General features: G+C 68.7%; 17 protein-coding genes. 11 read left to right on the top strand and 6 right to left on the bottom strand.

The features are described from left to right. The first annotated feature begins 78 nt into the window (after positions 1 to 78). The 10 genes from ACO2RJ_RS05595 to ACO2RJ_RS05550 all read left to right on the top strand — a co-directional run bounded on the left by ACO2RJ_RS05595 (position 79) and on the right by ACO2RJ_RS05550 (position 9,262). On the top strand, positions 79 to 1,260 hold the full coding sequence (locus tag ACO2RJ_RS05595) for a cysteine desulfurase family protein (RefSeq protein ID WP_423266999.1): 1,182 nt from the start codon (positions 79 to 81) through the stop codon (positions 1,258 to 1,260). A gap of 88 nt (positions 1,261 to 1,348) precedes the next feature. Then, positions 1,349 to 2,821 (top strand): Fe-S cluster assembly protein SufB, encoded by a 1,473-nt coding sequence (sufB, locus tag ACO2RJ_RS05590; RefSeq protein ID WP_423266998.1) that lies wholly within the window; start codon positions 1,349 to 1,351, stop codon positions 2,819 to 2,821. Positions 2,822 to 2,954: 133 nt separating this feature from the next. After that, complete coding sequence (gene sufC, locus ACO2RJ_RS05585; RefSeq protein WP_423266997.1) at positions 2,955 to 3,704, top strand: Fe-S cluster assembly ATPase SufC; 750 nt, start codon at positions 2,955 to 2,957, stop codon at positions 3,702 to 3,704. Positions 3,705 to 3,718: 14 nt separating this feature from the next. Then, positions 3,719 to 5,035: a Fe-S cluster assembly protein SufD gene (sufD, locus tag ACO2RJ_RS05580; RefSeq protein WP_423266996.1), complete on the top strand. Its 1,317-nt coding sequence runs from the start codon at positions 3,719 to 3,721 to the stop codon at positions 5,033 to 5,035. A 64-nt stretch (positions 5,036 to 5,099) separates the two neighbouring features. Further along, on the top strand, positions 5,100 to 6,350 hold the full coding sequence (locus ACO2RJ_RS05575) for a cysteine desulfurase (RefSeq protein ID WP_423266995.1): 1,251 nt from the start codon (positions 5,100 to 5,102) through the stop codon (positions 6,348 to 6,350). Between the two features lie 13 nt (positions 6,351 to 6,363). Beyond that, the gene (locus tag ACO2RJ_RS05570) at positions 6,364 to 6,735 is read left to right on the top strand and encodes an SUF system Fe-S cluster assembly protein (RefSeq protein WP_423266994.1); all 372 of its coding nucleotides are present in this window, start codon (positions 6,364 to 6,366) and stop codon (positions 6,733 to 6,735) included. A gap of 55 nt (positions 6,736 to 6,790) precedes the next feature. Next, on the top strand, positions 6,791 to 7,186 hold the full coding sequence (locus ACO2RJ_RS05565) for a VOC family protein (protein WP_423266993.1): 396 nt from the start codon (positions 6,791 to 6,793) through the stop codon (positions 7,184 to 7,186). Between the two features lie 90 nt (positions 7,187 to 7,276). Then, complete coding sequence (locus ACO2RJ_RS05560; protein ID WP_423266992.1) at positions 7,277 to 7,663, top strand: HesB/IscA family protein; 387 nt, start codon at positions 7,277 to 7,279, stop codon at positions 7,661 to 7,663. Further along, a complete protein-coding gene (locus ACO2RJ_RS05555) occupies positions 7,663 to 7,998 on the top strand; it encodes a TfoX/Sxy family protein (protein ID WP_423266991.1) in 336 nt (111 codons plus the stop codon). The genes ACO2RJ_RS05560 and ACO2RJ_RS05555 overlap by 1 nt, the downstream gene beginning before the upstream one ends. A gap of 145 nt (positions 7,999 to 8,143) precedes the next feature. Beyond that, positions 8,144 to 9,262 carry an alkene reductase gene (locus ACO2RJ_RS05550; RefSeq protein ID WP_423266990.1) on the top strand — a complete coding sequence of 373 codons (1,119 nt, stop codon included), beginning with the start codon at positions 8,144 to 8,146 and terminating at the stop codon, positions 9,260 to 9,262. Positions 9,263 to 9,317: 55 nt separating this feature from the next. Here the strand turns inward: ACO2RJ_RS05550 and ACO2RJ_RS05545 are convergent, their stop codons facing one another. The 4 genes from ACO2RJ_RS05545 to parE form a co-directional block, all read right to left on the bottom strand. Then, positions 9,318 to 10,382 (bottom strand): GGDEF domain-containing protein, encoded by a 1,065-nt coding sequence (locus tag ACO2RJ_RS05545; RefSeq protein ID WP_423266987.1) that lies wholly within the window; start codon positions 10,380 to 10,382, stop codon positions 9,318 to 9,320. Positions 10,383 to 10,498: 116 nt separating this feature from the next. Beyond that, complete coding sequence (locus ACO2RJ_RS05540; RefSeq protein ID WP_423266986.1) at positions 10,499 to 11,974, bottom strand: DEAD/DEAH box helicase; 1,476 nt, start codon at positions 11,972 to 11,974, stop codon at positions 10,499 to 10,501. A gap of 282 nt (positions 11,975 to 12,256) precedes the next feature. Next, the gene (locus tag ACO2RJ_RS05535) at positions 12,257 to 12,820 is read right to left on the bottom strand and encodes a hypothetical protein (protein WP_423266985.1); all 564 of its coding nucleotides are present in this window, start codon (positions 12,818 to 12,820) and stop codon (positions 12,257 to 12,259) included. Between the two features lie 56 nt (positions 12,821 to 12,876). Next, positions 12,877 to 14,919, bottom strand: coding sequence for a DNA topoisomerase IV subunit B (gene parE, locus ACO2RJ_RS05530; protein WP_423266984.1), 2,043 nt, complete (start codon positions 14,917 to 14,919; stop codon positions 12,877 to 12,879). 94 nt (positions 14,920 to 15,013) lie between these two features. Here parE and ACO2RJ_RS05525 point away from each other — a divergent pair, with 94 nt between their 5' ends. Then, complete coding sequence (locus tag ACO2RJ_RS05525; protein WP_423266983.1) at positions 15,014 to 16,045, top strand: alpha/beta hydrolase; 1,032 nt, start codon at positions 15,014 to 15,016, stop codon at positions 16,043 to 16,045. Positions 16,046 to 16,062: 17 nt separating this feature from the next. Here ACO2RJ_RS05525 and mazG read toward each other — a convergent pair whose 3' ends face one another. Both mazG and ACO2RJ_RS05515 read right to left on the bottom strand, forming a co-directional pair. Beyond that, positions 16,063 to 16,890: a nucleoside triphosphate pyrophosphohydrolase gene (mazG, locus tag ACO2RJ_RS05520; protein WP_423266982.1), complete on the bottom strand. Its 828-nt coding sequence runs from the start codon at positions 16,888 to 16,890 to the stop codon at positions 16,063 to 16,065. Between the two features lie 67 nt (positions 16,891 to 16,957). Next, the gene (locus ACO2RJ_RS05515) at positions 16,958 to 17,281 is read right to left on the bottom strand and encodes a low molecular weight protein tyrosine phosphatase family protein (RefSeq protein ID WP_423266981.1); all 324 of its coding nucleotides are present in this window, start codon (positions 17,279 to 17,281) and stop codon (positions 16,958 to 16,960) included. Positions 17,282 to 17,319: the final 38 nt, after the last annotated feature.

Genomic DNA, 17,319 nt, shown 5'->3' with positions numbered 1-17,319 from the left:
CACGGAAGGACCGACGAAAGGCAAGGATCGCGTCACCCCGCGACGCCGTTTCCCGACGACCGGAAGGAGCGCGACGCCATGAACGAGCGCCGGATCTATCTCGATCACAACGCGACGACCGCGACCCGTCCGAGCGTGATCGCGGCGATGGCGGAAGCGCTCGCCGTCACCGGAAATCCGTCGTCGATCCACGCCGAGGGTCGGGCCAAACGCCGTCTCGTCGAGGAGGCCCGCGCGAAGGTCGCGGCGCTGGTCGGGGCGCGGCCCTCCTGCGTCACCTTCACCAGCGGCGGCACCGAGGCGTCCAATCTCGCTTTGTCGCCGACGATCCGGGACCCCAGGAACGGACGGCCAGTGACGAGGCTCGCGGTTTCGGCCGTCGAGCATCCCGCGGTCGCCGTCGGCGCGCGCTTTCCGGCGGGCGCGGTCGAGACCATGCCGGTCGACGGCGACGGCCTGATCGATCTCGCCGCGGCGGAGGCGGCCTTCGCGCGCCACGCGAAAGCCCGTCCGGGCGAGCGGATGATGCTGGCGCTGATGGCTGCGAACAACGAGACCGGCGTCATCCAGCCGGTCGCCGAGGCGGCGGCGATCGTGAGGCGCTTCGGAGGTCTGCTCCATGTCGACGCCGTGCAGGCGGCGGGGAAGATTCCCGTCGACATGGCGGCGCTCGGCTGCGACTTCCTCGCGCTCGCCGCGCATAAATTCGGCGGACCGGCCGGCGTCGGCGCGCTCATCCGGTCGGAGGAGGCGCTGCATGTCGAGCAGGCCGTGGTGCGCGGAGGCGGGCAGGAGCGCGGCTGGCGCGGCGGGACGGAAAACGTCGCCGGGATCGTCGGCATGGGGATCGCGGCCGAGGAGGCGCGCGCGGACCTCGACGCCTTCGCAGCCCTCGCCGACTGGCGTGACGCGATGGAGGCGGGGCTGAAACGGATCGGACCGGTCACGATCTTCGGCGAGGGCGTCGCGCGTCTTCCCAACACCTCGTGCTTCGCCATGCCAGGCGTCGCGTCCGACCGCGCGATGATCGCCCTCGATCTCGCCGGGATCGCGGTGTCTGCGGGATCGGCCTGTTCGTCCGGCAAAACCAAAGCGTCTCCGGTGCTTGACGCGATGGGTGTGGATCACGATCTGTCCATTGGAATGCTGCGTGTCAGCTTCGGCTGGCCGTCAAACGCGACCGACGGCGCGGCGTTTCTCGAAGCGTGGGCGGCGATCGCCGCACGCCACGCGGGGCCGTCCTCCGCGACAGCGGCGTGACACAAGACGTTCCGCGCGCGCGAAAGCCCTGCTAGAGAGTTTCTAAGAACGCGCCCCGACGGCTCGTCGCGGCGAAGGAGCGAGAAGAATGCCGGCAGTTCAGGAGACCGTCGCCCGCGTCCGCGCGATCGACGTCGACCAGTACAAATACGGCTTCGTCACCGACATCGAATCCGATCGCGCCGAGCAGGGGCTTTCGGAGGACACGGTTCGCTTCATCTCCGGGAAGAAGGGCGAGCCCGAATGGATGCTCGACTGGCGCCTCGAAGCCTATCGCCGCTGGCGCACGATGATCGAGCCCAAATGGGCGCGGGTCGACTATCCGCCGATCCCCTATGAGGAACTCTATTATTACTCCGCGCCGAAGGGCAGCGGGACGGGGCCGCAGACGCTCGCCGACGTCGATCCCGAGCTGCTGCGCACCTATGAGAAGCTGGGCATCCCCCTGCAGGAGCAGGAGATCCTCGCGGGCGTCGAGCAGCGGCGCGTGGCGGTCGACGCGGTGTTCGACTCGGTCTCCGTCGCCACCACCTTCAAGGATGAGCTCGCCAAGGCCGGCGTGATCTTCTGCCCGATCTCCGAGGCGCTGCGCGAGCATCCCGAGCTCGTGCGGAAATATCTCGGCACCGTGGTGCCGGCCTCCGACAACTTCTTCGCGACGCTGAACTCCGCCGTGTTCTCCGACGGCTCATTCGTCTACGTGCCGAAGGGCGTGCGCTGCCCGATGGAGCTGTCGACCTATTTCCGGATCAACGAGCGCAACACCGGCCAGTTCGAGCGCACGCTGATCATCGCCGACGAGGGCTCCTATGTGAGCTACCTCGAAGGCTGCACCGCGCCGATGCGCGACGAGAATCAGCTGCACGCGGCGGTGGTCGAACTGGTCGCGCTCGACGACGCCGAGATCAAATATTCGACCGTGCAGAACTGGTACCCCGGCGACGCCGAGGGCAAGGGCGGCATCTACAATTTCGTCACCAAGCGGGGCGACTGCCGCGGAAAGAATTCGAAGATCTCCTGGACCCAGGTCGAGACCGGCTCGGCCATCACCTGGAAATATCCGAGCTGCATCCTGCGCGGCGACAATTCCAGGGGCGAGTTCTACTCGATCGCGATCTCGAACGGCCGCCAGCAGGTCGATTCGGGCACCAAGATGATCCATCTCGGCAAGGACACGACGTCGAAGATCATCTCGAAGGGCATCTCGGCCGGGCGCTCGCAGAACACCTATCGCGGCCTGGTCTCCGCGCACCGCAAGGCGACCAACGCGCGCAACTTCACCAATTGCGACTCGCTCTTGATCGGCGACCAGTGCGGCGCGCACACCGTGCCCTATCTGGAGGCCAAGACGTCGACGGCGGTCTTCGAGCACGAAGCGACGACGTCGAAGATCTCGGACGATCAGAAGTTCTACTGCCAGCAGCGCGGGCTGTCGGAGGAGGAGGCGGTGGCGCTCATCGTCAACGGCTTCGTCAAGGACGTGCTGCAGCAGTTGCCGATGGAGTTCGCGGTCGAGGCGCAGAAGCTGATCTCGATCTCGCTCGAAGGCAGCGTTGGATAAGAGGCTGCGCCGCCCCGAAGGGCCTGAGGGCCGTTCTGGGATTGCGCGATGATGTGGCGTCCTTTTCACAGGGCGATTTCGGCCCGCGGGACTCGCCCGCGTCCGGGATGACGGATGAGAGAACGGGAAGAGCATGCTCTCGATCAAGAACCTGCACGCCTCCGTCGAGGATAAGCCGATCCTCCGGGGCCTCGATCTCGAGGTCAAAGCGGGCGAGGTCCACGCCATCATGGGGCCGAACGGCTCCGGCAAGTCGACCCTGAGCTACGTGCTCGCGGGTAAGTCCGACTACGAGGTCACCGGCGGGTCGGCGACGCTCGACGGCGAGGATCTGCTGGCGCTGGAGCCCGACGAGCGGGCCGCCAAGGGCCTGTTCCTCGCCTTCCAGTATCCGCTGGAGATTCCCGGCGTCGCCACCATGACCTTCCTCAAGGCGGCGGTGAACGCGCAGCGCCGCGCCCGCGGCGAGGCCGAGCTGCCGACGCCGCAGTTCATCAAGCTCGTGCGGGAAAAAGCCGACGGGCTGGACATTTCGACCGACATGTTGAAGCGCGGCCTGAACGTCGGCTTCTCCGGCGGCGAAAAGAAGCGCAACGAGATTTTGCAGATGGCGTTGCTTGAGCCGAAGATGTGCGTGCTGGACGAGACCGATTCAGGCCTCGACATCGACGCGCTCAAGGTGGTGTCGCAGGGCGTGAACGCGCTCCGCGCCAAGAACAGGGCGTTCCTCGTCATCACGCATTACCAGCGCCTGCTCGACCACATCGTCCCGGACGTCGTGCATGTCATGGCGAAGGGCCGTATCGTGCGGACCGGCGGCAAGGAGCTCGCGCATGAGCTCGAGGCGCAGGGCTACGCGGCCTACGTCGACGAAGCGGCGTGAGGGCAGGCGAGATCATGAACGCGGAGGTCCGTCCCATCCGAACCGGCGCCGAAGCCGGCCTCGCCGAGGCCTTCGCCGCCGTCCGCGACGTCCTGCCGGGCGGAGAAGCCGCGACCAGGCTCCGCGATGACGCGTTTCGGGGGGTCGCGTCCAAGGGGTTGCCGAACCGGCGCGTCGAGGACTGGAAGTACACCGATCTGCGCGCCCTCATGCGGGAGGCGCGCCCGCTCGCCGACCTCGTGTCGGCCGAGGAGATCGAGGCCGCCCGAGCGCTGCTGCCGCTCGCGGAGGTCGACGCGCACCGCGTGGTGTTCGTCAACGGCCGGCTCGCGCCCTCTTTATCGGACGTCGACTCCACGCCCGACGGAGTGGCGATCGCCCCGCTCGCCGTCGCGCTCGCCGGCGACGCCGCACAGACGCTGACGATCGACGGCGCGCCAGCCGACAACGCCGCGATCGCGCTCAACACCGCCTTCGTCGCCGACGGCCTGACCGTGACCATCGCCGACGGGGTGACGGTCCGACGCCCGATCCATATCGCCAACATCCAGGTCGGCGCCGCGCATGCGGCCTATGGCCGGGTTCTCATTTCGGTGGGCGAGGGCGCCTCGATCGACCTCATCGAGAGCCACGCCGGAGACGGCGCCGCTCACCAGACCAACACCCTAATCGCGCTCGATCTCGCGGACGGCGCCAGGGCGACGCTCGCGACGTTGCAGGACGAAGGACTGGGCACGCTTCACCTCAGCACGCTCGCCGCGCGGCTCGGGGCCAAATCCGAGCTGACGACGGCGTCGCTCTCGGTCGGAGCGGCGGCGGCGCGCCGGCAGATCTTCCTCGCCTTCCAGGGCTCGAAGGCCACCGCGAACCTGTGCGGGGCGGGGGTCGCGGCCGCGCGGCGCCATCTCGACACCACCATGGTGGTCGACCATGCGGCGCCCGGCTGCTCCAGCCGGGAGCTGTTCAAGTCGGCGCTCGACGGCGAGGCGCGCTCGGTGTTCCAGGGCAAGATCGTCGTCCGCCCCGCCGCGCAGAAGACTGACGGCAAGATGATGGCGAAGGCGCTGCTCCTGTCGGAGGGCGCCGAGGCGGACGCCAAGCCGGAGCTCGAGATCTTCGCCGACGACGTCGTCTGCGGCCATGGCGCGACGGTCGGCGCGCTCGACGACGAGCTGCTGTTCTATCTCAAGTCCCGCGGCCTGCCGCAGGCCGACGCCGAGGCGCTGCTCGTGCGGGCCTTCATCGGCGAGGCGTTCGAAGACCTCGCCAGCGAGCCCCTTCACGACGCGCTGATGGCGCGCGCGGAGCGTTGGCTCGTCGCCCGCGACTGAGGGCGTCCGGCCGGGCGGGCGCCTCCGCCCTTGCGTTCGCGGTCGCAGCGTTTAGATCATCCCCATGTCTCTCGCAGAACCCTTGACCGCCGCCCCGCCCTATGACGTCGCGCGGCTGCGCGCCGATTTTCCCGCGCTGTCGCTCCAGGTGCACGGCAAACCTCTGGTCTATCTCGACAACGGCGCGTCCGCGCAGAAGCCACGGCAGGTGCTCGACCGCATGCGGCGGGCCTATGAGAGCGAATATTCAAACGTTCACCGCGGGCTGCATTATCTCGCCAACGCGGCGACCGAAGCCTTTGAAGGCGCACGCGAAACCGTCCGCGCCTTCCTGAACGCAGGGTCGGTCGACGAGATCATCTTCACGCGCTCGGCGACGGAGGCGATCAACCTCGTCGCGAACGGCGTCGGCCTTTCCGGCATCGGCGAGGGCGACGAGATCGTGCTCACCATCATGGAGCATCACTCGAACGTCGTGCCCTGGCACTTCCTGAGGGAGCGAAAGGGCGCGGTCCTGAAGTGGGTCCAGGTGCGCGAGGACGGGTCGTTCGACATCGACCTGTTTGAGCAGGCGCTGACGGAACGGACCAAGTTCGTCGCGATCACCCACATGTCGAACGTGCTGGGCACCGTGGTCCCGGTGAAGGAGGTCGTGCGGCTCGCCCATGAGCGCGGCGTGCCGGTGCTGGTCGACGGCAGCCAAGGGGCCGTGCATCTCGCCCCCGACGTCCAGGACATCGACTGCGACTACTACGTCTTCACCGGCCACAAGGTGTACGGCCCGACCGGCATCGGCGCGCTCTACGGCAAGAAGGAGCGGCTCGCCGCGCTGCCGCCTTTCAACGGCGGCGGGGAGATGATCCGCGACGTGACGGAGGCCAACGTCACCTATGGCGATCCCCCGCACCGCTTCGAGGCCGGGACGCCGCCCATCGTGCAGGCGATCGGACTCGGGGCGGCGCTCGACTACATGCGGGAGGTGGGGCTCGAGGCGATCGCAGCCCACGAGACGACGCTGCGCGACTACGCCCACGAACGTCTTGGCGCCATGAACGCCCTGACGATCTTCGGCAAAGCGCCCGGCAAAGGCGCGATCGTCTCGTTCAACCTGCAGGGCGCGCACGCCCACGACGTGGCGACCGTCCTCGACCGATCAGGGGTCGCGGTCCGTGCGGGGACCCATTGCGCGCAGCCCCTGCTGCAGCGGCTGGGCGTCACCTCCACGTGTCGCGCGTCCTTCGCCCTTTACAACACGACCGACGAGGTCGATCGTCTCGCCGAGGCGCTCACCAAGGCGCGCGATCTGTTCGCGTGAGAAAGGCTCCGACATGAGCGACGCTGCGACCGCAGAGAAGACGGCGATCGACGCCCAGTCCGCCATTCCGCCGGAGGAACTGGACCGACTGACGGACGACATCGTCGCCGCGCTGAAGACGGTCTACGATCCCGAGATTCCGGTCGACGTCTACGAACTCGGGCTCGTCTACCGCATCGACATCTCCGACGATCGGGACGTGACGATCGACATGACGCTGACGGCCCCGGGCTGTCCGGTCGCGGGCGAGATGCCGGGCTGGGTGGAGAACGCCGTCGGCGCGGCGCCGGGGGTGGGCAAGGTCACGGTCCGCATGGTCTTCGATCCCCCATGGGACCAGAGCCGGATGTCCGACGAGGCGCGCGTCGCCCTCGACATGTGGTGAGACGCCCCTGAGAGAGCCTCAGGAGCCTGGCGAGGCGGCGCCGGCCGTCGGCGGCGTGCTGGAGAGCGCGCTCTACGTCGACGATCTCGATCGCGCCGCCGCCTTCTACGACGATCTTTTCGGCTTCCCCCATCTGTTCGCGAATGAATCGCTCGTCGCTCTCGACGTGTCCGGCCGAAGCGTGCTGCTGCTGTTCAAGCGCGGCGCGTCGGCCGTCGAGCAGCGCATCCCCGGCGGGGTGATCCCGCCGCATGACGGGCAGGGGCCGCTGCACATGGCGTTCTCCATCGCGGTCGACTCGTTGTCGGATTGGGAGCGGCGGCTCGCCGCGAAGGGCGTCGTCGTCGAGGCACGCATGCGCTGGCCGCGCGGCGGGGTGAGCCTCTATTTCCGCGATCCTGACGGCCATCTCCTCGAACTGGTGACGCCGAAGGTGTGGGCGACCTACTGACGAGGACGCCCTCGCATCCCTGAACGGAAGCGCCTATCTTGTGACTGCGACGACAGACGACGGCTGCGCCGCGTCAAGGAGTTCCGGTTTATGGCGACGACACGTCCCCGCCCCAAAGTACTGACCCTGACCGACCGCGCGGCGGCGCGCGTCCGCTCGATCGTCGAGCGGTCGGAGACGCCGATCGCGGGCTTGCGCATCGGCGTCAAGACCGGCGGGTGCGCGGGTATGGAATACACGCTCGACTACGCCGCCGCCCCGGGGCCGGCCGACGAGGTGGTGGAGGACAAAGGCGTCACGGTGCTTATCGATCCGAAGGCGATCCTCTACCTGCTTGGCACGGAGATGGACTTCGTCACGGAAAAGATGACCCAGCGCTTCGTGTTCAAGAACCCGAACGAGGTGTCGGCCTGCGGCTGCGGCGAATCCGTGTCGATCACGCCGGCGCTGCCCGAAAGCTACCAGCCCGTGGCGTAATGGCGCTCGACCCCGAGCGCGCCGCCGAGCTGTTCGCCGGGCTTGGTCCGGTGCGCTGCCGGCGGATGTTCGGGGGCACTGGCGTCTATTCGGGCGACGTCATGTTCGCGCTCGAGGCGCGGGACACGCTCTACCTCAAATCCGACGCCACGACGGACGCGGCGTTCGACGCGGAAGGCTGCGAGCCGTTTTCGTACGAGACCGGGGGAGGGCGACGCGTGATCACGTCCTACCGGCTCATTCCCGCCCGATTGCTCGACGACCCGGACGATCTCGCCCCCTGGGCCGAACGCGCCCTCGCGGTCGCCCGTCGCGTGAAGCTGCGCAAGCGCTGAGGGTCGAGGCGCGGGCGCCGACGCATGAAGGCCGTTGCGTTCAGAACGGGCGCCGGGACTTTGCTGCGCCGCAAAAGCCCTTATCTCCAGAAGCGCCCGGGCGGCCGCTGCGTCGCCGCTCCCGAAACGTGCTTTGGAGACCCGAATGTCCGATCCGACCGTCGCGCCGCTGTTCGAGCCCTTCAGGCTCGGCGCCCTCGATCTGCCAAACCGCATCGTCATGGCGCCCCTGACCCGCTCGCGGGCCGATCACGCCACGCTTGCGCCCCGCCAGCTCAACGCCGACTACTACGCGCAGCGCGCCTCGGCGGGCCTGATCATCGCGGAAGCGACCCAGATCATGCCGGAAGGTCAGGGCTACGCCTGGACGCCCGGCGTCTACTCCGACGAACAGATTGAAGGCTGGAAGATCGTGACCGGGGCGGTTCACGCCAAGGGCGGCCGCATGGCGCTGCAGCTCTGGCACGTCGGGCGGATTTCGCATCCGGATCTGCAGCCGGGCGGCGGGCTGCCCGTCGCGCCCTCGGCCATCAAGCCGGAAGGCCAGGCCTTCACCGAAACCGGGTTCAAGCCCATGGTGACGCCGCGCGCCCTTGAGCTCGACGAGATCAAGGCCATCGTCGCGCAATATGGAAAGGCCGCGGCCAACGCCCGCGCGGCGGGCTTCGACATGGTCGAAATCCATGCCGCGAACGGCTATTTGATCGATCAGTTCCTGCGGGACAAGACCAACACGCGGACCGACGCCTATGGCGGATCGATCGATAACCGCGTCCGCTTTTTGATCGAGGCGACCAAGGCGGCCGCGGACGCGGTGGGGGCCGATCGCGTCGGGGTGCGTCTCTCGCCCCTGAGCCCGTTCAACGACATCGCGGACTCGAACCCCGGCCCTCTCTTCCAACGCGCCGTGGAGCGTCTCTCCGAGCTGAACGTCGCCTATCTGCACGTCATCGAAGGCGAGACGCAGGGCGCGCGCGAGCCGGAGAACGGCTTCGATCTCGCGACGCTCCGCAAGCTCTTCAAGGGCGCCTATATCGGCAACAACGGCTACGACCCGGCTCTGGCGGCGCAGCGCGTGGCTGGCGGGGACGTGGACCTGGTGGCCTTCGGCCGGGCCTACATCGCCAATCCGGATCTGGTCGATCGCATCCGCCTCGGGGCGCCCCTCGCCGAACTGGACAAGGCGACGCTCTATGGCGGCGGCGCCGAAGGCTATGTCGACTATCCCGCCTTGAACGCCGGGGCCGAAGCCAAGGTGGCGTGAGCGTTCGGGCGGACAGGGGCGGCCGCCGCGCCGCCCCTGTCGTCCGGCGGCGTGATCAGGCGACGCGCACCGGCGCAACGTCGGCGACGCTCGGATCGTCCTCCGAAATGACCAGATTCCGGCCGTTTCGCTTCGCGCCGTACATGCAGCGGTCGGCGCGGTCGATGATCGTCTGCGCGGAATCCCCGACGCGCCAGGTCGCGACCCCGATCGACACCGTCACGCGGCCGAGATGCTCGCCGGTCGAACGTTTGACGAGGTCCTTGGCCATCACGGCGCGACGGATGCGTTCGGCGACGGCCGCCGCCCCGGAGATCGGCGTCTCCGGCAGAACGATCGCGAACTCCTCGCCCCCGAAGCGGGCGGCGAGATCCTGCCCCTTGACGTTCTGCTTGAGCGCCAGCGCCACCAGCCGGAGGACCTGGTCGCCGGTGAGGTGACCGTAATTGTCGTTGAACGTCTTGAAGTGATCGATGTCGATGATGAGGATCGAGAAGATCTGTCCCGTGGCGGCGTCGGCGAGGGAACGCTCGAGCGTGCCTTGCAGGAACTTGCGGTTCGCAAGTCCCGTGAGCGGATCCGTCAGCGACTCCGCGCGGATGGCCTCCAGCGTATTGTGGAGCTCCTGCATCTCATCTTGCGTGGTCGCGAGCTGCCGCTCCAGATCACGCGTGCGTGAGACCATGGCTCCGGTCTCGGTCAGAAGCCTTCGGACGAGGTTGCCGAGCGCTTGACTCGCCTCGCCTTGGCCGGCGACCTCGGTCGAGATCGACTCCAGGCTCGTCGCGTAGTCGTTGCTCGACTCGCGCGCGTTCTTCAGGAGGTCGGTGACCTCGGCGATCTCGGCCAGGATCCGGGCGCCGATGTGGTCGACGCGCTCCGACAGTCGCAGCGGAGACAGATAGGTCTCGTAAAGCAGGTCGAGCTCGGCTTCGGAGATGGTCGCTTCGCGTTCGAGCGCCTGATTGATCGCCCGGTTCAGCGCGGCGTTGTAGCCTGTGGCGTAAGTGTACCACAGTTCGTAGTTGCGCGGATAAGCCGGATGCTTGTGTGACCGCAGCCGGTGAATCGCGGCGTCGCTGAAAGCGATCGTACGATCAAAATCGTTCAGCCCCGGCATCGACGCACCTTGTCCCCAGGTCCGCCCGGCGACGGCCGAGCATTAACGCCGCCCTCTGAGCCCGTTCAACTTGTAGCACGCCTCTAAAAGCTGCGTTAACGCTCTCAAGGTTGTGTTTAAGCCCTTGCGAGACGGGTCGGCCGCAGCAGGAACGCCGGAACGTGGTCGCCGAGACCCACGACGCGATCATCAGACGCGGTCGACTGAGAACGGCGCTCGGGTTCCGGACGCCGGGTCCGGGCGACGGGGGCGGGCTCGGCGGCCTTTCGCGGCTCGACCGCCGCGGCCATGACCGGTTCGTCAGCCGGCGCCGCTTCGGGCCGGGCGCGCCGCCGCCGCGGGGCTGGCTTGGCGGCCTCCCGCGGGGGCGGGGCTGCGCGGTCCTCGGAGGGCGCAGCCTCCCGGCGACGCGCTCCGGCGCGTCCGCGGCCGGCGGCTCGCGGACGTTCGGCGGCCGCGCCGGGGTCGAGGGGCTCGCCCTGCCACGCGATCGGCACATCCGTCAGCCGCTCGATCGCCTGAAGGTTCTTAGCGTCCGAGGGCGCCACGAGGGTGATCGCGACGCCGGTGAGGCCTGCGCGACCGGTGCGGCCGATGCGATGGACGTAGTCTTCCGCGTGGTGCGGGACGTCGTAATTGATCACATGGCTGACGGCCGGGATGTCGAGGCCACGCGCCGCCACGTCGCTTGCGACGAGCAGATCAACCTCGCCGGTCTTGAAGCTGTCGAGCGCCGCCATGCGGGCGCGCTGGTCGAGGTCGCCATGCAGCGCCGCGACCTTGAAGCCGTGCCGCTGGAGCGACTTGTAGACCACGGCGACGTCCCGCTTGCGATTGCAGAACACGATCGCGTTCTTGAAGGCGTCCGCGTCGCGGACCGCGCGCCGCAGGGCGTCCCGCTTTTCGGACGGATCGTCGCTGGCGGCGACGAGAAGCTGCGTCACGGTGACCGCGGCGGTCGCCGGGCGGCCGACTTCGACCCGTTCAGGATTGCGCAGAAACTGCTCGGTCAGACGGGTGATCTCCGGCGGCATGGTCGCGGAGAAGAACAGCGTCTGCCGGGACGGGGGGATCAGCTTGCAGATGCGCTCGATGTCCGGGATGAACCCCATGTCGAGCATGCGGTCGGCCTCGTCGATGACGAGAATCTCGATGCCGTTGAGCAGCAGCCGTCCGCGCTCATGATGGTCGAGCAGGCGGCCCGGCGTCGCGATCAGCACGTCGACGCCGCGCGTGAGCTTCGCGTCCTGGTCGCCGAAGGAGACGCCGCCGATCAGCAGCGCCATGGAGAGCTTATGGTTCTGGCCGTATTTCGCGAAGCTCTCTTCGACCTGCGCCGCGAGCTCGCGCGTCGGCTCGAGGATGAGCGTGCGGGGCATGCGCGCCCGGGCGCGGCCGCTTTCGAGCAGCGTCAGCATGGGCAAGGTGAAAGAGGCCGTCTTGCCCGTGCCCGTCTGCGCGATCCCGAGCACGTCCCGGCGCGCGAGCACGTGGGGGATGGACTGCGCCTGAATGGGCGTGGGTTCGGTGTAGCCGGACGCCTCGACGGCGGCGAGCACCTTCGGGCTGAGGCCGAGTTCTGAAAAGGTCATGTCGTCCTTAAAGCAACGCGATCGGGGTTGGGCCGGGCTGAGCCGCCAGGAGCCGTCGCCTCGGACGCCCTCAGGGTCGTCTCGGCGTCTGCGATCTACGTTGGGAAATGAGGCTTTTGACCAAGTTTGTCAATCGCAAGGCGCAGATCGGCGTCACGACCGCCCCGACATCGCACGGGCGCGGCGACCGTCTCGGCCGGAACATCGCGGGAAGCCGAAGCCTTCACCGCTGACATCTGCGCGTCATCTTCGCCTCGACCTGCGCGCCGGGCGACGGCTCGGTCAGTTCGTCGCGGGACCGAACCTCGTCTCGCCGGGCTCGCCGACGATCAACACCCAGGTGTCGCGCAGGCCCTCCTTGTCGGGCGCCGTGTCGAGGAACATCGACAGCCCGGTGTCGCTCGGTTCGGCGCGCACGTCGCCGAAGGCGAGCTTCGCCGCTTCCTCGTCAACGAGCTCCTTGGTCTCGACCACCGCGCCGTCCGGCTCCGAGAGCCACTGCACGTAAAGCCGCTGGCGGTCGCCAGCGTTGACGCCGACGACGCGCGAGAAGCCCTGCCGTCCCTCGGATGTCCAGGGGCCGGCGACGCGAACCACGAACACGTCGGAGCGCACGCCCAGCGGGTCCTCGGCGGAGGCGGCCGGGGCGGCCGCCGACGGCTTCGAAGCGTCGGGCTGGACGGGGACCGGGTCGATCTTGTCCGGCGGAGCGGTGTTCGCGGGCGGCGGGGCGGCGGTCTGGGCCTGCGCGGCCGCCGCGGCTACCGCGAGCGCGCAAGCCGCAGCGAGAATGACGTGAGTTCGCAAGGGGGTCTCCTCAGTCGGGTCGAGGAACGTCCACGCCATATAGGGCCGCCGACGGAGGAAGCGCGGCGGGGAGGGCGCTTTGAGCGCCCACCCGATCAAATATCGATCAGGTCGCCGGCGAAGGCGGCGCGCTCCTGGATGAAGCGGAACCGCGCCTCGGGCTTCGTGCCCATCAGCCGGTCGACGGCGTCGCGCGTGCCCTCGGCGTCCTCCTCGTCGATCGCGACCCTCAGCAAAGTGCGTTTCGAGGGCGCCATCGTGGTGTCGCGCAGCTGCGCCGGCATCATCTCGCCGAGGCCCTTGAAGCGGCCGATGTCGACTTTCTTGCCCTTGAAGCGCTTGGCGAGCAGCTCGTCCTTGTGGGCGTCGTCGCGGGCGTAGAGCGTCTCGGCGCCGACCGTCAGACGGTAGAGCGGAGGGACGGCGAGATAGAGGTGGCGATGCCGGATCAGCTCCGGAAGCTCGCGATAGAAGAAGGTCATCAGCAGCGAGGCGATGTGCGCGCCATCGACGTCGGCGTCGGTCATCACGATCACGCGGTCGTAGCGCAGGTCGGCCTCGGAGTAGCGGCTGCGGGTCCCGCAACCGAGGGCGAGCATCAGGTCGGCGAGCTGCTGGTTCTGCGCGAGCTTGTCGGCGCCGGCGCTCGCCACGTTGAGAATCTTGCCGCGGAGCGGAAGCACCGCCTGGGTGGCGCGGTCGCGCGCCTGCTTGGCCGAGCCTCCGGCGGAGTCGCCCTCGACGATGAAGATCTCCGAGCCCTTCGACCCGGCCTGGCTGCAGTCGGCGAGCTTGCCGGGAAGGCGCAGCTTGCGGGTGGCGGTCTTGCGCGCGACGTCCTTCTCCTGGCGCCGGCGCAGGCGGTCTTCGCCGCGCAGGATGATGCTCTCGAGCAGGCGGTTCGCCTGCTGGGGGGAGGCGGCGAGCCAGTGGTCGAAAGCGTCCTTCACCGCCGTCTCGACGATGCGTGAGGCTTCCGCGGTGGCGAGCCGCTCCTTGGTCTGGCCCTGGAACTCGGGTTCGCGGATGAAGGCCGAGAGCATGGCCGCCGCGCCCGCCATCACGTCCTCGCCCGTCAGGATCGACGCGCGCTTCACGTTGGTGAGCTCGGCGTAGGCCTTCAGCCCGCGGAGGAGGGCGATCCTCAGTCCCTGCTCATGCGTGCCGCCTTCGGGCGTCGGGATGGTGTTGCAGTAGGAGCGGGAGAAGCCGTCGTCGCCGTCGTCTGTCCAGGCGACGGCCCATTCGACCGCGCCATGACCGCCGGGACGGTTCTGCGAGCCGGCGAAAATCTCGGCCGAGAGCTGACGGTCGACGAGGCTGCTGGCGAGATACTCCTTGAGCCCCCCCGGGAAGTGCAGCGTCGCCTTCTCCGGCACGCTCTCGACGCCGTCGATCAGCTCGGCCGCGCAGGTCCAGCGGATCTCCACGCCTGAGAACAGATAGGCCTTGGAGCGCGCCATCCGATAGAGCCGCGCGGGCTGCAGCCGGGCGTGCTCGCCGAAGATTTGCGGGTCCGGCAGGAAGCGCACCTTGGTGCCGCGCCGGTTGTGCACCGGGCCGATCTCTTCGAGCCCGGTGAGCGCGAGGCCGCGCGAGAACGACTGCCGGTAGAGCTTCTGGTTTCGCGCGACCTCGACGTCGAGCCGCTCGGAGAGCGCGTTGACCACCGAGATGCCGACGCCGTGCAGACCGCCGGAGGTCTCGTACACTTTCGAGTCGAACTTACCGCCGGAATGCAAAGTCGTCATAATGACTTCGAGGGCGGACTTGCCGGGGAACTTCGGGTGCGGGTCGATCGGCACGCCGCGACCGTTGTCGGTGACGGACACCGCTCCGTCGGCGGTGACGTCGACGCCGATGAACGTCGCATGGCCGGCGACCGCCTCGTCCATGGCGTTGTCGATCACCTCGGCGAAGAGGTGGTGCAGCGCCTTCTCGTCGGTGCCGCCGATATACATGCCGGGGCGGCGCCGCACCGGCTCCAGCCCTTCCAGAACCTCGATGTCGGCCGCGGTGTAACCGGCCTCCGCGGCGGTCGTCGACGACGGCGCGCTTGGGCGGGCGCTCTCGCGTGCGGCGGCGCGTCGCGGCGCTTCGGGCGTCGCGCCCGTAAAAAGGTCATTGGTCTTCGCCATAAGCAGTCCGGATCGATGATTCGCCGCCGCCCGCGGCGACGCTCCATAGTGACACACGCGCGGCGGCTACGCGCCGCCTAGGTTCTCTCGCCAGATGCGTCCAGCTCACTTTCCCGACGACGGACCTGGCCGGACCACGGCCGCCGAGGTCCTGAGCGCCCAGGCGCGGCTTCTGCGCATCTTCATGCGCTACGCCGTGAAGACGCGCATTCACGCGACGCCGGACATAGCGCGCATTCGTCGATCCATGGAGCAGGTCGCGCGCATCGCGCCCGACCAGCCCTTCGGCGTCACGCGCCGGCAGGTCCTGACCGGCGGCGTGATGGCCGAGCGTCATGCCCCGCAGCGAGGGCCGGTCCGCGGCGCGATCCTCTATCTGCATGGCGGCGGGTTCGTTTCGGGCTCCCCTCGGACCCATCGCGGCATAGCGGGCCGGCTCGCGCGCGGAGTCGGCGCGGAGGTGGTCGTGCCGGACTACCGGCTTGCGCCGGAGCATCCGTTTCCGGCGGCGCTCGACGACGCCGCCGCCGTCTACCGCGCGCTGCTGGCGCGGACCGGCGACCCGTCGAGACTTGCGATCGCAGGAGATTCCGCTGGCGGCAACCTCGTCTTCGCTCTGCTGCTTCGGCTGAAGGAGGAGGGGGATCCGATGCCGGCCGCAGCCGTCGGCCTCTCGCCCTTCGCCGACTTCACGGGAAGCGGGGACAGCTTCCAGACGAACGCCGCGCTCGATCCGCTGCTCCATGTCCGCGGCTTTCCGTCCGTCGTCGACGCCTATGCGCCGGGCCTGGACGTCACGAACCCCCTGCTGTCCCCGATCTTCGGCGATCTCTCCGGCCTGCCGCCGACGCTGATTCACTGCGGCAGCGACGAGATCCTGCTCGACGACGCGGTCAGGCTGCACGCGGCGCTGGTCGCCGCAGGCGTCGCGAGCGAGCTCGATGTCTGGGAGCGAATGCCGCATGTCTGGCACGCCTTCGCGCTCTTCCTGCCCGAGGCGCGCGCGGCGATGGCCCGCGTCGTGAGCTTCCTGGACGGCCGGCTCCCGAGACCGGCGCCCCGGCCCGGGCCCCCCGTGCCTGAGCGCGCGCCGGCGCGTCCGGGCAGGCGGGCGAGCGACAGCTAGGCGGGGCAGGGCGCGCCCTACTCCGTGCGGACGCGCTCCGCGCGCTTGGCTTCGTTCCAGATCGCATCCATCTCTTCGAGGGTGCTGTCCGCCGGCGACGAGCCCCGCGCCTTCAGCGCCCCCTCGATCGCCCGGAATCGCCGTTCGAACTTGGCGTTCGAGCGCCGGACCGCGGCTTCCGGATCGACCCCGGCGTGGCGCGCGAGATTGGCGATGGCGCACAGCAGGTCGCCGATCTCGTCCTCCATCGCGTCGCGGTCGCCGGAGGCGACGGCCTCCGCGACCTCGTCGATCTCCTCCCGGACCTTTCCGACGACCAGCGCGACGTCATCCCAATCGAAGCCGACGGCTGCGGCCTTCTCCTGAAGCTTCACGGCGCGCGTGAGACCGGGCAGAGCGCTCGTCACCCCATCGAGCAGGCTGGAGGCCGCCGCCGGCTCCCCGCCCCGCGCGGCCGAGCGGAGCGCCTTCTCGTCGGCCTTGATCGCGTTCCAGAGCTTTTCGACCTCGGCGGCCGGGAGATCGCGGGCGTCGCCGAACACGTGCGGGTGCCGGCGGATCATCTTCGCCGTCACCGCCTCCACGACGTCGCCGAAGGCGAAGGCGCTGGTCTCCTCGGCCATCCGGGCGTGATAGACGACCTGCAGCAGAAGGTCGCCGAGCTCGTCCCGGAGATCGGCCATGTCGCCGCGTTCGATCGCGTCGGCCACTTCGTAGGCCTCTTCGATCGTGAACGGAGCGATCGACGCGAAGCTCTGCTCCAGATCCCAGGGGCAGCCGGTCACGGGCGTTCGCAACGCGGCCATGATCTCGATCAGGCGCGCGATGTCCTTCGACGGCGTCATGGGCGTTCCCCGAGGGCGATGCGTCGCCCGACCTGGCCCGACCCGCAAGCGGGGTCAAGAGGCCGGTTCAGCGGAGGTGCGGACCGGCCCGAACCTCAAGCAGGGCGATCAGCCTCGGGTCCATGAATTCGTACTCGTCTGGGATGTCGAGGCAGATGATCCGCGTGTCGCGGAGATAGGGCCTGAATCGTCGGATCAGCCGGGAGCGGTGGATCTTCTCCATCACGAAGACCAGCTCCGCCGTGGCGAGATGCTCGGGCGACACCGGCTCGTCCGCGTCCGGGGCGAGGCCGGCTAACGCGACCTCAAGATCGGCCCGGCCACCGAAGATGCGCTCTGCGGTGGGGCTGCGCCGACGGTTGCGGCTGCAAAGGAAAAGCACGCTCTTCATCGCCGACCCGCGAGTCGCATAAGATATATTATGGAACT

Source organism: Hansschlegelia sp. KR7-227 (assembly GCF_049446035.1).
GTDB lineage: Bacteria > Pseudomonadota > Alphaproteobacteria > Rhizobiales > Methylopilaceae > Methylopila.
The sequence above is the reverse complement of the archived record's forward strand: the minus strand, read 5'-3'. Positions and strand labels throughout refer to the sequence as shown.

What these genes read in the sequence shown, in the direction of transcription:
- ACO2RJ_RS05595 (WP_423266999.1), top strand. Translation starts at nt 79, where the DNA reads ATGAACGAGCGCCGGATCTATCTCGATCACAACGCGACGACCGCGACC.
- sufB (WP_423266998.1), top strand. Translation starts at nt 1,349, where the DNA reads ATGCCGGCAGTTCAGGAGACCGTCGCCCGCGTCCGCGCGATCGACGTC.
- sufC (WP_423266997.1), top strand. Translation starts at nt 2,955, where the DNA reads ATGCTCTCGATCAAGAACCTGCACGCCTCCGTCGAGGATAAGCCGATC.
- sufD (WP_423266996.1), top strand. Translation starts at nt 3,719, where the DNA reads ATGAACGCGGAGGTCCGTCCCATCCGAACCGGCGCCGAAGCCGGCCTC.
- ACO2RJ_RS05575 (WP_423266995.1), top strand. Translation starts at nt 5,100, where the DNA reads ATGTCTCTCGCAGAACCCTTGACCGCCGCCCCGCCCTATGACGTCGCG.
- ACO2RJ_RS05570 (WP_423266994.1), top strand. Translation starts at nt 6,364, where the DNA reads ATGAGCGACGCTGCGACCGCAGAGAAGACGGCGATCGACGCCCAGTCC.
- ACO2RJ_RS05560 (WP_423266992.1), top strand. Translation starts at nt 7,277, where the DNA reads ATGGCGACGACACGTCCCCGCCCCAAAGTACTGACCCTGACCGACCGC.
- ACO2RJ_RS05555 (WP_423266991.1), top strand. Translation starts at nt 7,663, where the DNA reads ATGGCGCTCGACCCCGAGCGCGCCGCCGAGCTGTTCGCCGGGCTTGGT.
- ACO2RJ_RS05550 (WP_423266990.1), top strand. Translation starts at nt 8,144, where the DNA reads ATGTCCGATCCGACCGTCGCGCCGCTGTTCGAGCCCTTCAGGCTCGGC.
- ACO2RJ_RS05545 (WP_423266987.1), bottom strand. Translation starts at nt 10,382, where the DNA reads ATGCCGGGGCTGAACGATTTTGATCGTACGATCGCTTTCAGCGACGCC.
- ACO2RJ_RS05540 (WP_423266986.1), bottom strand. Translation starts at nt 11,974, where the DNA reads ATGACCTTTTCAGAACTCGGCCTCAGCCCGAAGGTGCTCGCCGCCGTC.
- ACO2RJ_RS05535 (WP_423266985.1), bottom strand. Translation starts at nt 12,820, where the DNA reads ATGGCGTGGACGTTCCTCGACCCGACTGAGGAGACCCCCTTGCGAACT.
- parE (WP_423266984.1), bottom strand. Translation starts at nt 14,919, where the DNA reads ATGGCGAAGACCAATGACCTTTTTACGGGCGCGACGCCCGAAGCGCCG.
- ACO2RJ_RS05525 (WP_423266983.1), top strand. Translation starts at nt 15,014, where the DNA reads ATGCGTCCAGCTCACTTTCCCGACGACGGACCTGGCCGGACCACGGCC.
- mazG (WP_423266982.1), bottom strand. Translation starts at nt 16,890, where the DNA reads ATGACGCCGTCGAAGGACATCGCGCGCCTGATCGAGATCATGGCCGCG.
- ACO2RJ_RS05515 (WP_423266981.1), bottom strand. Translation starts at nt 17,281, where the DNA reads ATGAAGAGCGTGCTTTTCCTTTGCAGCCGCAACCGTCGGCGCAGCCCC.